The organism is Chroococcidiopsis sp. CCNUC1, from assembly GCF_023546805.1.
Lineage (GTDB): Bacteria > Cyanobacteriota > Cyanobacteriia > Cyanobacteriales > Chroococcidiopsidaceae > Chroococcidiopsis > Chroococcidiopsis thermalis.
This window is the reverse complement of record NZ_CP097480.1, coordinates 2910175-2923189: the sequence shown is the minus strand read 5'-3', so window position 1 is coordinate 2923189 and position 13015 is coordinate 2910175. Positions and strand designations below refer to the sequence as shown.

At 44.4% G+C, this 13015-nt stretch carries 11 protein-coding genes, 1 pseudogene and 1 riboswitch; of the genes and pseudogenes, 7 read left to right on the top strand and 5 right to left on the bottom strand.

What is annotated here, in order from left to right:
* Window positions 1-62 precede the first annotated feature (62 nt).
* The 3 genes from M5J74_RS13645 to M5J74_RS13635 form a co-directional block, all read right to left on the bottom strand.
* On the bottom strand, window positions 63-665 hold the full coding sequence (locus M5J74_RS13645; protein WP_250016976.1) for a tetratricopeptide repeat protein: 603 nt from the start codon (window positions 663-665) through the stop codon (window positions 63-65).
* Between the two features lie 91 nt (window positions 666-756).
* Window positions 757-1398 (bottom strand): ribosome hibernation-promoting factor, HPF/YfiA family, encoded by a 642-nt coding sequence (hpf, locus tag M5J74_RS13640; RefSeq protein ID WP_015154632.1) that lies wholly within the window; start codon window positions 1396-1398, stop codon window positions 757-759.
* Between the two features lie 245 nt (window positions 1399-1643).
* The gene (locus M5J74_RS13635) at window positions 1644-1922 is read right to left on the bottom strand and encodes a hypothetical protein (RefSeq protein WP_106171161.1); all 279 of its coding nucleotides are present in this window, start codon (window positions 1920-1922) and stop codon (window positions 1644-1646) included.
* On the opposite strand from M5J74_RS13635, the gene lipB reads away from it, so the two are divergent.
* Window positions 1921-2646, top strand: coding sequence for a lipoyl(octanoyl) transferase LipB (gene lipB, locus M5J74_RS13630; protein WP_015154630.1), 726 nt, complete (start codon window positions 1921-1923; stop codon window positions 2644-2646). The two genes, M5J74_RS13635 and lipB, sit on opposite strands and share 2 nt — an antisense overlap.
* A gap of 79 nt (window positions 2647-2725) precedes the next feature.
* On the opposite strand, the gene M5J74_RS13625 is transcribed toward lipB, so the two are convergent.
* Window positions 2726-3454, bottom strand: a complete 729-nt coding sequence (locus tag M5J74_RS13625; RefSeq protein WP_106216063.1) for a pentapeptide repeat-containing protein — start codon at window positions 3452-3454, stop codon at window positions 2726-2728.
* 198 nt (window positions 3455-3652) lie between these two features.
* A riboswitch (TPP riboswitch) is annotated at window positions 3653-3748 on the top strand.
* Between the two features lie 7 nt (window positions 3749-3755).
* On the opposite strand from M5J74_RS13625, the gene thiC reads away from it, so the two are divergent.
* The 6 genes and pseudogenes from thiC to M5J74_RS13595 all read left to right on the top strand — a co-directional run bounded on the left by thiC (window position 3756) and on the right by M5J74_RS13595 (window position 10703).
* Window positions 3756-5126, top strand: coding sequence for a phosphomethylpyrimidine synthase (gene thiC / locus M5J74_RS13620; protein ID WP_015154628.1), 1371 nt, complete (start codon window positions 3756-3758; stop codon window positions 5124-5126).
* Window positions 5127-5396: 270 nt separating this feature from the next.
* Window positions 5397-6314 carry an SDR family oxidoreductase gene (locus tag M5J74_RS13615; RefSeq protein ID WP_015154627.1) on the top strand — a complete coding sequence of 306 codons (918 nt, stop codon included), beginning with the start codon at window positions 5397-5399 and terminating at the stop codon, window positions 6312-6314.
* A 128-nt stretch (window positions 6315-6442) separates the two neighbouring features.
* Window positions 6443-7636, top strand: a complete 1194-nt coding sequence (locus M5J74_RS13610) for a succinate--CoA ligase subunit beta (protein WP_015154626.1) — start codon at window positions 6443-6445, stop codon at window positions 7634-7636.
* Window positions 7636-8520, top strand: coding sequence for a CoA-binding protein (locus M5J74_RS13605; RefSeq protein ID WP_015154625.1), 885 nt, complete (start codon window positions 7636-7638; stop codon window positions 8518-8520). Before M5J74_RS13610 ends, M5J74_RS13605 begins: the two co-directional genes overlap by 1 nt.
* A gap of 82 nt (window positions 8521-8602) precedes the next feature.
* A complete protein-coding gene (locus M5J74_RS13600; RefSeq protein WP_250016975.1) occupies window positions 8603-9211 on the top strand; it encodes an EamA family transporter in 609 nt (202 codons plus the stop codon).
* An 85-nt stretch (window positions 9212-9296) separates the two neighbouring features.
* Window positions 9297-10703, top strand: a pseudogene (locus M5J74_RS13595) (ISNCY family transposase).
* A 301-nt stretch (window positions 10704-11004) separates the two neighbouring features.
* On the opposite strand, the gene M5J74_RS13590 reads toward M5J74_RS13595, so the two are convergent.
* Complete coding sequence (locus M5J74_RS13590; RefSeq protein WP_250016974.1) at window positions 11005-12951, bottom strand: serine/threonine-protein kinase; 1947 nt, start codon at window positions 12949-12951, stop codon at window positions 11005-11007.
* Window positions 12952-13015 lie beyond the last annotated feature (64 nt).

Below are 13015 nucleotides of genomic sequence, written 5' to 3'. Positions count from 1 at the left end.
CTAGTGACTAGTTACTGAAATTGAATCTAGCCACTAGCCACTAGCCACTCACCAACTACCCATTACTTTTCCATCTGTTGCAAAATCTGCTCTACATAACTTATGCCTGTTGAGTTGTTTTGTGTGGAGTAGAGATCTTTGGCTTTATGCAAAGATGCTTGTGCTTCGGACAAATTTCCTTGACTCCAAAATGCTACACCGAGATTTTGGTAAGAGGTTGGATCGTTGGGTTTGAGTTGAATTGCTTGTCGAAAAGCAGCGATCGCTTCTGCAAATTTGCCTTGACTACCGAGGGCGATTCCTAAATTATTGTAGGTTTCAAAATTACGCGGATTGATGGCAAGAGCATGTTTGAAGGCGTTTTCTGCTTGGATGTACTGTTGCTGATTGCCAAAAGCAAGCCCTAAATTATTGTGAGCGTTTTCGTACTGAGGATAAATTTCAATTGCTTGATTGAAAGCCGCGATCGCTTCTGAGAATTTTCCTTGTTCGGCTAACTCTACGCCTCGATTGTTGTGCGTTGCTGCTACCTGTAGGTTTTCTTGCGGTTTGATTTGCCTTGGTAACGTTTCTATAGCATAACTAGGTTGCATCCCTAGCATCAGTATGCTGACACCGACAAATGCAGCTCGGAATTTTGTCAAGAAAGCCTGTGGTACTCTCATCGCTACCTTCCTAGCAACTTCTCGCCAATTCCATTGTAGGCTTAGACAGTTATCAGTGTAGAGACGTTACGTGTAACGTCTCTACTTGTTGTTACTTAGAAACCTGTGGCTTTTCTACCGAAGTTTGGGCTTTACCGTTCTTAGCATTACCGTGCGTGTGTCCGTTGCCGTTGCGGGGTTGAATTACGCCATATCCACCATGATTGCGTTCGTAAATGACGTTTATTTCTCCAGTTTCGGCATTGCGGAACATATAAAAATCGTGATCGACGAGTTGTAGTTGTTCTAGGGCTTCATTCAGTGTCATTGGTGGCATGGCGAAGTATTTCGTGCGGACGACTTCGCTAGGTAATTCGGGAGTGCGATCGCCAATCAAATCATTAACAACAGGTGGTTCTACTGCCTCTAAGCTAGTTTTTGGCTGAGTTTTCTTGTCTTGCAATTTTTCTTTATACTTGCGTAGCTGTCGGGCAATTTTATCGGCGACTAGATCGATGCTGGCGTATAAGTTCTCGCTACTTTCCTCTGCCCGAATTACAGTTCCGTTGGCGTAAATTGTGACTTCCGCTGCTTGTTTTGGGTTGATCCTGGGATTGCGGGCTACTGACAAATGAACATCTACTTCAGTGGTTAGAGTTTGAAAATGATTGACTGCCTTTTCTATTTTCTGATTCACGTACTCGCGAATGGCATCGGTGATTTCGATGTTTTTGCCATGGATCACAAGCTTCATATTTAATTCTCCCGATGGATACGAACCAAATTTGTGTTAGGTTAAATACAAAGCAGCAACAATTTGCTGTCAGTGTCTACTTACTAAAAGCCCGAATTCTGGTGTTTTAAGTACTCCAGAAATCAATCGATTGGTGCGCTTTTTGTCACCATTTAACCACGCTTTAGTTTATCAACTTCGCTATTTTGCGATGAAAATTTACCAGTCGCACTTCCTGACGAAAAGGGTTTGTTCCTGCTAATAAACTACAGGTATTTCCCAGTTGGAGGGCGATCTGGGATTTTTCCTAGTAGAATCTCGACTTTCACATCGAGTCTGGCGTGGTGGTAAAGCCTTCCTCCCTGCTGTGTTTGTGTTTCTACTTTCAAGTTAGCACTTTGTATTCTGGAAAACAGAGAGGTTTTAGTTCTTTTTAATATCCTTCGCATTCCTTGACATTTCTTGATGTAGTCAATCGCAAATGCAATAAAATTTGGTAAAAAATACGCTTGAACTTTTTTGCGATCGCTTGTAATCATCTCCATGAAACGCCATCAATGCTATCTTTATAATTACGGACTCGTCTGTTATGCTGAGGCTTGGAATTGGCAAAAACATCTGTTGCAACAGCGCCGCCAAGATCCCGATTTACCTGATGTCTTAATTTTGCTAGAACACCCGCCAGTCTACACTTTAGGACACGGAGCTAGTTTAGATTTTCTGCAATTCGACCTTGACAAAAGTGCAGAAAAAGTATACAGGATAGAAAGAGGTGGAGAGGTAACTTATCACTGTCCCGGTCAACTGGTAGGCTACCCGATTTTAAATCTGCAATTCCACCACAAAGATTTGCACTGGTATTTGCGGCAGCTAGAAGAAGTCTTAATTCGCGTATTAGCAGTGTACGGGTTGCAGGGCGATCGCGTCCCTGGTTTAACTGGGGTATGGTTGGAAGGATATAAAGTCGCCGCGATCGGGATTAAAGTCAGTCGCTGGGTGACAATGCATGGTTTTGCTTTGAATGTCTGTCCCGATATGGCAGGTTTCAGTAAAATTGTCCCCTGCGGGATTGCCGATAAACCCGTGGGTAGTTTAGCTCAATGGATACCAGATATTCAACTAGAGCAGGTGAAATTGCAAGTTGCGCGATCGTTTGCAGAGGTATTTGAAGTAGATTTAGTAGAGCAAAAAGGATTGGAAGAAGATATAGATCGATACAGTTTGGTTAAAAACGATAGATCCTCAAAGATTCCCCCTAGCCTGCCTTGAGAAGGGGGAACAATGCCCCCTTTTTAAGGGGGGTTGGGGGATCGAGATCTGAATCTTCAATTGGGTAACTCCCAATCACCTAATCATTTCTCATACCATCAGGTAAATAAACACCTTTAAGATCTGCACCGCGCAGATTAGTTCCTGCTAATTTTGCCCCTTGCAAATTTGCATCTTGTAGAGAAGCATTTCGTAAATCGGCATTTCTTAAGTTTGTATTTCCCAAATAAGCATCATCTAGTACAGCATCTCGGAGAATCGCCCGTTGAAAATTAGCATCTTGAAGATTAGCATTTTCTAATATTGCGAGTTGCAAATCGGCATCTCGAAAATTAACGCCCCTGAGATAAGCAGTATCTAGTTTTGCACCTCGAAGACTGCTACCCTCTAGATTGGCATTTTCCAGGTTTACTTTTTCTAAGTTGGCATTATTCAAGTTAGCATTGTCTAAATCGACAGATCTCAGGTAAGAATTTTCTAATTTCGCACCTCGAAGATTGCTACTTGCTAAATTAGCATTTTCTAAATTTGTATTTTCTAAGTCAGCATTTTCTAAGTTGGCATAACTAAGATCGGCATTTCTCATATTTGCACCTCTCAGTTTTGCACCCCTCAATTTTGCACCTTGAAGCTCGGCATTTTCTAGGTTACATCCTTCACATTCATTAGTAGATAGTAACTGTTCGATCGCGCTATTTTGTTGCTTAACTAATTGAACGCTGCGATCGCTCGATCGGATGCTGGGATTGTAGGGTGCGATCGGTGGATCGTTCGCGTAAGCCAGTAAACTTAGTATAGGAGCTAACATCGCGTATAAAATCCTGAAGCGATCGGTTATTAATTTTTAGTCTAATCTTTTCGGAAATAGACAGTATATTTTTCCCGCCAAATCTTATTTTTACGAGCTTTCGCCTTACTCCAACAATCATTTAGCTTGCATACATAGAAAAAATTAATTAACTCAAAAATTAACAAACTGCGGCTGGGTAGAAGTGATACAATCGACAACCATAGCTAGGGGTGTCTGGGAAACCAGGCTGAGACAGTCCCTTAGAACCTGAGACTGGGTAATACCAGCGGAGGGAAGCTGTTTATGCGAGGAACTCGAAATGCGTACAGAATGGATCGCGAAGCGTCGCGGGCAAGATAACGTGTCTCAAATGCACTTTGCCCGTAAAGGTGTAATAACCGAAGAAATGCATCATGTCGCCCGACGGGAGAATTTACCCGTGGAGTTGATTCGAGATGAAGTAGCGCGGGGACGCATGATTATCCCTGCCAATATCAATCATCCCAATTTGGAACCGATGTGTATTGGCATCGCCTCCAAATGTAAGGTGAATGCTAATCTTGGTGCTTCACCCAACTCTTCCAACCTAGATGAAGAAGTTGCCAAGCTCAATCTAGCGGTAAAATATGGAGCCGATACCGTCATGGACTTATCCACAGGCGGCGGTAACTTAGATGAAATTCGCACTGCAATTATTAACGCTTCTCCGGTGCCAATTGGCACTGTACCAGTCTATCAAGCTTTAGAAAGCGTCCACGGTAGTATTGAAAAGCTCACTGCGGAAGATTTTCTCCACATCATCGAGAAACACGCCCAGCAAGGTGTAGACTATATGACAATTCATGCTGGGATTTTAATCGAGCATTTGCCATTAGTCAAAAACCGAATTACCGGAATTGTCTCCCGTGGTGGAGGTATTTTAGCGCGGTGGATGTTGCACCATCACAAACAAAATCCGCTGTACACGCACTTGCGCGACATTATCGAGATTTTTAAGAAATACGACGTGTCCTTTAGTTTGGGTGACTCTCTACGCCCTGGCTGTCTCCACGATGCATCCGACGAGGCACAGTTAGCAGAATTAAAAACTTTGGGACAACTGACTCGTAAAGCCTGGGAACACGATGTCCAAGTCATGGTAGAAGGACCAGGACACGTCCCGATGGATCAAATTGAATTTAACGTCCGCAAGCAGATGGAAGAGTGTTCGGAAGCACCTTTTTACGTGCTGGGACCACTGGTAACGGATATTGCCCCAGGCTACGACCATATCACTTCTGCGATCGGGGCAGCAATGGCAGGTTGGTATGGTACGGCAATGTTATGCTATGTCACACCTAAAGAACATTTGGGCTTACCCGATGCGGAAGACGTGCGGAATGGTTTGATTGCCTACAAAATCGCCGCTCACGCTGCGGACGTGGCAAGACACCGCATCGGTGCTAGAGATAGGGATGACGAGCTTTCAACCGCCCGTTACAATTTCGACTGGAATCGTCAGTTTGAATTATCCCTCGATCCAGACAGGGCAAAGGAATATCACGACGAAACCCTGCCAGCAGATATTTATAAAACTGCTGAATTCTGCTCGATGTGCGGTCCCAAATTCTGCCCGATGCAAACAAAAGTTGATGCTGACGCGCTGACGGAACTAGAAAAGTTCTTGGCACGAGAAACTGTGAAAGGATAGTGGTGAGTGGTGCGTGAAGAAGGGGTGTAGGGTGTAGGGTGTGGGGTGTGGGAAATTTGTTTTTGGTTGTTGGTTGTTGGTTGTTGGTTGTCGCTCCCTCAACTTCGCGACTCTCCTTCAGCTCCCTCAGCCCCCTCAGCCCCCTCAGCTCTCTTAATTGTGTCTCCTCAGATATAAGACAAGTTTGCCCTCGTCGCTTTAAAATCTTTGCAGAACATAGGGTAGGATTGTCTGTCTCGCCCTAATTGTTGCTCGTTAAATTGACTAAAAATGCTTTCTTTATCCGAACAAGTTGTATTAATTACTGGTGCTTCTACTGGCATTGGGGCAGCACTGGCAAAAATTTTAGCAGAACGATTTAAGACGATTCGCTTAGTCTTGGCAGCTAGAGATGCAGACAAGTTGGAAAAGGTCGCTAGTCACTGTCGGCAATTAGGGGCAGAAGTTCTCATCGTTCCCACAGATTTAGCACAGACTGACCAAGTTGAAGCCCTAGCCCAAGCCGCGATCGCAAAATTCGGTCGCGTTGATGCTTTAGTTAATAATGCTGGCTACGGACAGATGGGACCCATAGAACTCATTCCCCACGAAGCTGCTGCCAGACAATTTCAAATCAACGTGCTAGCACCCTTAGCGCTGATCCGCAGCTTAATTCCGCTGATGCGCGATCGCGGTGGTGGCAGAATTATCAATATTAGTTCGCTGGGTGGTAGGATGGCTTTCCCGTTTGGCGGTTTGTATAGTGGTTCAAAATTTGCCCTCGAGGGACTCAGCGATGCTTTGCGCATGGAACTAGCACCATTCAATATTAAAGTCAGCGTCATCGAACCAGGTCCAGTCAGCACGGATTTTTTTGCCGCCGCCGCCCAAGCTGTAGAATCAACCGTAGCCACTCCCGAACGCACCCCCTATCGCGCTGCTTTTGAAAAATTAAAAGATTTAGAGAAACACACGAGTAGCCGTGCTTGGAGTGCCGAACGAGTTGCAGAAGCAATTGTTAAAGCACTGACAGATTCTCATCCCCGCCCGCGCTATATTGCAGCAACAGGGGGAAATTTTTTGGTGTTTATGATGACGAAAGTTTTATCAACTAAAGTTGTCGATCGCTTTTGGCAGCGATTTTATGGCATTAACCTTGTAGCGCAAGATTGGCAAAAGCATCGTTTAGGCTTGAAGGATGAAGTATAAATGAATTGGTAATTGGTAATTGGTAGTTGGTAGTTGGTAGTTCTCGATCGCTACCCTAATCCCTTAGTGCTAAATCCTAATCCCTCCTGACCCATTACCCATTACCTATTACCTATTACCATCAAAAAATGGATCTACTAGAGTATCAAGCTAAAGAATGGTTTCGCGAGATTGGTATTCCAGTTTTACCTTCCCAAAGAATCGATCGTCCCCGCGATTTGAAGGGGTTGAAGATTCCCTATCCAGTAGTACTCAAATCGCAAGTGCGGACGGGAGGTAGGGGAAAAGCTGGGGGAGTAAAGATCGTCACGAATACGATCGACGCGATCGCTGCGGCACAAACGATCTTCAATTTACCAATTTTAGGGGAATTTCCTGAAGTTTTACTAGCGGAGGCAAAATACAACTCCGATCGCGAGTTTTACCTAGCCATAGTTATCGATGCAGTTGCTCGCCGTCCGTTGCTTCTGGGTTCTACGCAAGGGGGAGTCGATGTTGAATCCAATCCAGAAGCTTTACAACAAGTCATAGTCGAACGAGATTTTTCACCCTTTTATGCCCGCCGATTAGCAGTCAAAATGGGCTTGCAGGGAGATGCACTGGCATCGGTCAGCGCTATCGTGGAAAAAATGTACGGTTTATTCGTGCAGAAAGATTTGGATTTGATCGAAATCAATCCTTTAGGGGTCAGTTCGACTGGGGAGTTAATGGCATTGGATGGTAAAGTTACTGTCAACGACCAAGCGATCGCCCGCCATCCCGATATTTTGATGATGGCAGAAAAAAAAGCTAGCCGTCCTAACGGTTATCCATCAGTCGCTCAAGTTGGCAAGTGGAATGAGGTAGATAAGTCGGGAAATATTGCAATTTTGGGCAATGGTGCGGGGTTATTGATGGCAACTTTAGATTTGATCGCCACAGCCAGTCACCGCAAACCATCTGTTTGCTTAAATGTGGGACATGGAAGAATTGGCGCAAATGGGGGGTTGAATTTTTGCGATCGCGTCGTCCAAGGTCTAGAATTGATCGCTCAAGATAAATCTATCCATGCGATCTTAGTTAATATTCTTTGTAGCGTGCCGACAACTGTAGAAGTGGCTGAGGCGATCGCGACTTTCGTACAACAGCACGACAATAAGACGCACAAAACTCGTTCTCATGCCCAATACCCTAAACTAGTCGTGCGCTTGGCAGGAACGGATTTAGCAGATGCCAAAGCAAAGCTAGATGCGGTACAAGTCTCTTCAATGGAAGATTTAGACGAAGCGATCGCCCAAGCCGTCCGTGTTGCGAAAAGTTCGTTGCCTAAAAGAAGTGAGTGATGAAATTAAAGCCTGATAGTAAAGTTTTAATTCAGGGCATGACAGCATCGCTCTGGTCGCCCTACATTGCTCGTATGCAAGCCTACGGGACGCAGATTGTTGCCGCAGTTAGTCCTGGTCAAACGACATCTATTGACGATTTACCCGTGTTCGATTTGGTCGAACAGGCAGTAGCGGCAGTTGGGGCGATCGATACGACGATTATTTTCGTCCCTCCCTATCAAGCTTTAGATGCTGCGTTAGAGGCGATCGCTTCTGGGATAAAACAAATTATTATCATCTCTGCTGGCGTACCTCCTTTGGATATGGTGCGCTTGTTGCGTAAAGCAGAGGCAAACGAAACCATAATTGTAGGACCAAACAGTCCGGGTATTATCATTCCTGGCAAATTACTTTTGGGAACCCATGCCAGTGAATTTTATACTCCAGGTTCGATTGGTATTGTCAGTCGCAGCACGACTCTGACTTACGAAATTGCCTTGGGATTGACTAAAGCCGGGTTAGGGCAGTCAATTGCTGTCAGTATTGGCAGTGATGCAATTATTGGTTCTTCTTTTCTACAATGGCTGCAAATTTTCGATGAAGACGATACTACAGAAGCGATCGTTTTAGTCGGGGAACCTGGGGGAAATAGCGAAGAAGCTGCGGCGCGTTACATTGCCGAGGCGATCGATAAACCAGTTATAGCCTACATTGCTGGCTGTCATGCACCAGCTGGCAAACACTGGGGGCATACTGGGACGCTAGCAGCCGTGGTTGGCAGAGGAGATAATGTCGGTACGGCAAAAAGCAAGTTAGAAGCTTTCAAAGCGGCAAAAGTTCCAGTTGCAGAACGCCCCTCGCAAATTGCTGAATTGGTGAAAAAGGCATTAAAGAAAAAATAAAAGATGCAGTTTGATACTTCCGAATTGACTCGAAATCTTTGATGAATAGAGAACAGGGAAAAGTCAAGGATATGAAATCTAGATGACTCAACCCACACTAAACACCCAAGGCTTAATGGCGGCTCTATGTGCCGCAGCTACTTGGGGTATGGTAGGTGTATTTGTCCGCTGGCTTCCAGGATGGTCTGCTTTTGCAGTTTTGGCAGGTCGCTTTCTGGTTGCCACTGTTGCAATGCTGCCGATCCTTTTTCTAGCGCCGAGTGTCCGACACGATCTGATTCGCTCCCTTCGCACTTCAACGATCTGGTGGCTGAGTTTGCCAGCTATTGGGGGTTATGTCTTAGGCACGACGGCATTTCAGCTAGCACCTGTGGGAGAAGTGACATTATTATTCACAACCTCACCCTTGTTTATTATTGCCTACAAATATGTTGTGCGCTTACACGTTAAACGAAATGAAGGCTTTGGAATGCTGCTGGCTATGGCTGGAGCCAGTGCGATCGTGCTGCCTCAGCTATCTACCGATCGCGCTGTCTCTTGGGCAACTCTAGCAGGCTACCTTTTGGCATTAGGTGCTGCTGGTTTGATCGCAATTTATACACTTTGGTTTAATGCATTTGCTCAGCAAAACATTGCGCCAAAATCGATAAATGTGGTTTTTCTGACCTGTTTGCTAGGAACTGGAGTTTAGACTAGTTTCCGGTGCGAAACTTAAAAGTCTTACAGTGATTGAGATAGAACTTTTAGGTACTCAATCCGAGTTGGGCTGGTGAGAGGTGTTACGAAAGAAATATCATATCGAGCAAAAATTTAGAACTTTGCTGCAATTAACTGGAAAGATGGATGCTGAAATGGTTGAGATTGACCAGATTCTCGATGATGAGAACCTATTAGAGTTAGTTGAAGCTGACTTATCTCTCGCGTTCTTCTCATGCAACCAAAACCGGCAGAAATTCAACTCCTGTAGAAGTTATACTACGGATGATAGTTCTGAAACACTTACGCTGCCTGAGTTACGAAAAGACCATCAAAAACGTAAGTGAAAGTTTAGTTCTAAGACAATTCTGCCGAGTATATTTTCAGCCACTACCGAACAAGAGTACGCGCTTTTCGTTGGTCGAATCAAATAAGTGAAACAACTTTGAAGAAACTGAATCAACGACTGACGCAAATGGCTATCGAGCTGCAATTAACTAAAGCACAAAAGATGAGAACAGACGGAACAGTAGGAGCCACAAATATTCACTTTCCTTCTGATAATAGCTTATTAGTAGATGGGGTGAGAGTTATGAGCCGTCTGTTGTACAAGGCTAAAGAAATTCTGAGTTCAAACTCAAAAATTCATCCTCGATTATTCCAAAACCGTTACCGGACAGCTAGAAAAATTTCTCGCAATATTGATAGTCTATCTCAAGCTCGAAGCCAGTGGGGTCGTCAAAATAGAGAACAAGCTTATCGCCGATTACTTGAAGTAACTCAAGCTAGTCTTAAACAAGCTCAAAAGGTACAGGTTCTTCTCAAGGATTCAACCGATTTAAAAGCGGCAAAAGTTGGTCGAGCTTTAGCTATTTTTATTCCTCGCGTCACACAAGTTATTGCTCAGTCATCTCGCCGTGTTTTACGTCAAGAAAGAGTTCCGGCTCATGAAAAACTCGTGAGTATCTTTGAAGCTCATACTGACATTATCTGTCGAGGAAAACCTAATTTATCAACAGAATTTGGACATAAAGTTTGGTTAGATGAAGTTGATGGAGGGCTAATCAGTAATTATCGAGTTCTCAAAGGTAATCCTCACGATACGCAACAGTGGGTTGAGAGCCTTGACCAGCATCTACAAATTTTTGGTCGTCCACCCAAGCAAGCAAGCGCCGACCGAGGAGTTTATTCTCACCCAAATGAAAACTATGCTCAAAAATTAGGAGTCAAACAAGTAATCCTCCCCAAGGGAGGCTATAAGAGTAAAGAAAGAGATAATTTTGAAAGAAAGAGAAATTTTCAGAAAGGTCGCCGCTGGCATAACGGGATAGAAGGACGTATAAGTGTTCTCACACATATGCTTTGGATTAGAACGATGTTTATACAAAACTAGTAGAGGTTTTGAACGTTGGGTAGGATGGGGAATCATCGCTCATAATTTGGCTAGCATGAGGAGAAATTTGAGCAAAACTGATAAAAATACTTGAAATATTAACTATTTATTTTGGAATTGCTAGAGCTAGTTAATCACCATCTAAAATAGTTGGTATTATTCAACTATTGAAATATTTATTAATCTTCTCGAAATGAATTCATTCACAAAATCTTATTAACAATATGCAGAGCTACACTAATTTTTTCACTGATACTTTCTCATGTTTTGCACCGGAAACTAGTCTAATCTCCAATTTTGGAGTTACGCGCTTGAAAATTGAGATCTCGATCCCCCCTAGCCCCCCTTTTGAAGGGGGAATGAATGCCCCCTTTTTAAGGGGGTTGGGGGATCGGCTACTGCTGCGGTACGCGCCAAACATCAATTGTGCCATTACCAGTCCCGCTAACTAATGTTTGTCCCCTGGGACTGAAGGCGACGGCATTAAAATAGTCTGCATTTCCTGTCACGTAGCCGATTAAGGTGTGGCGTAACTTGCCTGTCTCCAGATTCCACAGCTTGACAATGCGATCGCTACTGTTACTTGCCAGTGTTTTACCATCAGAGCCGATCGCAACAGAAGTGACTACGCTGCGATCGCTGCTCAAGGTACGAACGAGCTGACCCGTATTCAGATTCCACAGTTTAATTGTCCCATCACTACTGCCACTAGCAATTTGTCCGTTGTTGCTCGTAGCTAGGGAAAACACATTTCCAGCACCACTGATAGTCCGAATTAACTTGCCTGTATCCAGATTCCACAACTTAATCGTCTCGTCGCTGCTACCAGTGGCAAGAATTTGTCCATCGCGGCTGATGGCAACAGCATTGACATCGCCGGAATGTCCGTTGAGGTTATGTCGCAATTGACCTGTATTCAAATTCCACAGCTTGACAATTCCGTCATTGCTCCCACTTGCCAAAGTTTGTCCGTCGGTCGCGATCGCCACTGAATTAACATGGTTTAATCCGCCACTGAGAGTTTGGATCAGTTTACCCGTGTGAGGATTCCACAACTTGATCGTGCGATCGCCACTCCCACTAGCAAGAATTTCTCCATCTGGACTCATCGTTAGGGAATGGACGTGACCTGAATGTCCGGTTAAAAGACGCTGTAGTTTGCCCGTATTAAAATCCCAAATCTTAATTGACCCATCACCGCTACCAGTAGCAAACGTTTGCCCATCAGAGCTGAAAGTGACACAATTATAGTTACTAAAAATCGGCGCGTTTACACTCAGAGGAGCGCGGTGAGCATCAACTGAGCGCCCACCTGCCGATCTTTCTAGTAGCAAGCTGCTCGGTAAACTCCGCATCACCGCAAATACATCGGCTGGAAATACTCCAAATCGACTGTAGGCATAGATTTGAGTTCCAAGCAAAAAAAGTAGAAGAGTTGCACCACCTGCAACTAAAGCACTGAGATTGCGCGGATGTAATCTAATTGGTGGTAGCGATCGCCTGCGGGTAGGAGTAGAACTAAAGCGTTGAAGTTGTTGTAAGTCGTATAGTACTTTGTCTGCTGATTGGTAGCGATCGCTTATTTGGGAACGCACCATCTTGTCTAAAATTGCTGCTAGGTGAGGTGAAACTTGGGCGCGATCGCGCCAGATAACTTCCCCATCTGCATCTTCGCTTAATTCGCTTGGCGCTACTCCAGTCAAAGCTTGAATTGCCGACATTCCCAGCGCATAAATATCGCTAGCATAACGCGGTCTGCCTCTGGCTTGCTCGATTGGCATATATCCCGGTGTGCCGATCGCGCGCGTGAAAGTAACTTGTCCGTTTCCAACAACTATCTGAGTATTAACTTGCTTAACTGCCCCAAAGTCAATTAAGATCGATTTCCCATCTTTGTGTCGTCGAATGATATTACTGGGTTTGATATCTCGATGAATGACTTGACTCTGGTGGACAAAATTCAAAATTTCTAGTACATCTACAAGCAGATTGAATACCTCTGCTTCTGGTAGCTGCTGACCGTCTGCCAGTAACGTACTTAAGGGATAACCTTCAACGAGTTCCTGTACTAAATAAAATTCTTCGTTTTCAATAAAATAATCGAGTAAGTCTGGAGTTTTCTCGTGTCTTCTTCCCAAACTTTCTAAAACTCTAGCTTCAGAATCAAATAATAGCTTTGCTTCTCGTAATGTATTTGGATCGTTGCTTGCTGGTTTCAACCGTTTCACCACGCACTGTCTTTTCATTCTGCGCAGGTCTTCAGCAAGGTAGGTTTCCCCATAGTAGCCGCGTCCCAATTGGCTAATAATGCTGTAGCGCCCGTCTAGCAGTGTACCTAGCATTAGTCGATCTTATCCAGCAGCAGAGCGTCCATATTGTTACCGAGTCAGCGATCGCAGTTAAACT

Excerpts from the sequence above, each read along its gene's own strand:
- M5J74_RS13610 (WP_015154626.1), top strand. The coding sequence starts at position 6,443 with ATGGATCTACTAGAGTATCAAGCTAAAGAATGGTTTCGCGAGATTGGT.
- M5J74_RS13645 (WP_250016976.1), bottom strand. The coding sequence starts at position 665 with ATGAGAGTACCACAGGCTTTCTTGACAAAATTCCGAGCTGCATTTGTC.
- thiC (WP_015154628.1), top strand. The coding sequence starts at position 3,756 with ATGCGTACAGAATGGATCGCGAAGCGTCGCGGGCAAGATAACGTGTCT.
- lipB (WP_015154630.1), top strand. The coding sequence starts at position 1,921 with ATGAAACGCCATCAATGCTATCTTTATAATTACGGACTCGTCTGTTAT.
- M5J74_RS13635 (WP_106171161.1), bottom strand. The coding sequence starts at position 1,922 with ATGGAGATGATTACAAGCGATCGCAAAAAAGTTCAAGCGTATTTTTTA.
- M5J74_RS13615 (WP_015154627.1), top strand. The coding sequence starts at position 5,397 with ATGCTTTCTTTATCCGAACAAGTTGTATTAATTACTGGTGCTTCTACT.
- M5J74_RS13590 (WP_250016974.1), bottom strand. The coding sequence starts at position 12,951 with ATGCTAGGTACACTGCTAGACGGGCGCTACAGCATTATTAGCCAATTG.
- M5J74_RS13605 (WP_015154625.1), top strand. The coding sequence starts at position 7,636 with ATGAAATTAAAGCCTGATAGTAAAGTTTTAATTCAGGGCATGACAGCA.
- hpf (WP_015154632.1), bottom strand. The coding sequence starts at position 1,398 with ATGAAGCTTGTGATCCATGGCAAAAACATCGAAATCACCGATGCCATT.
- M5J74_RS13625 (WP_106216063.1), bottom strand. The coding sequence starts at position 3,454 with ATGTTAGCTCCTATACTAAGTTTACTGGCTTACGCGAACGATCCACCG.
- M5J74_RS13600 (WP_250016975.1), top strand. The coding sequence starts at position 8,603 with ATGACTCAACCCACACTAAACACCCAAGGCTTAATGGCGGCTCTATGT.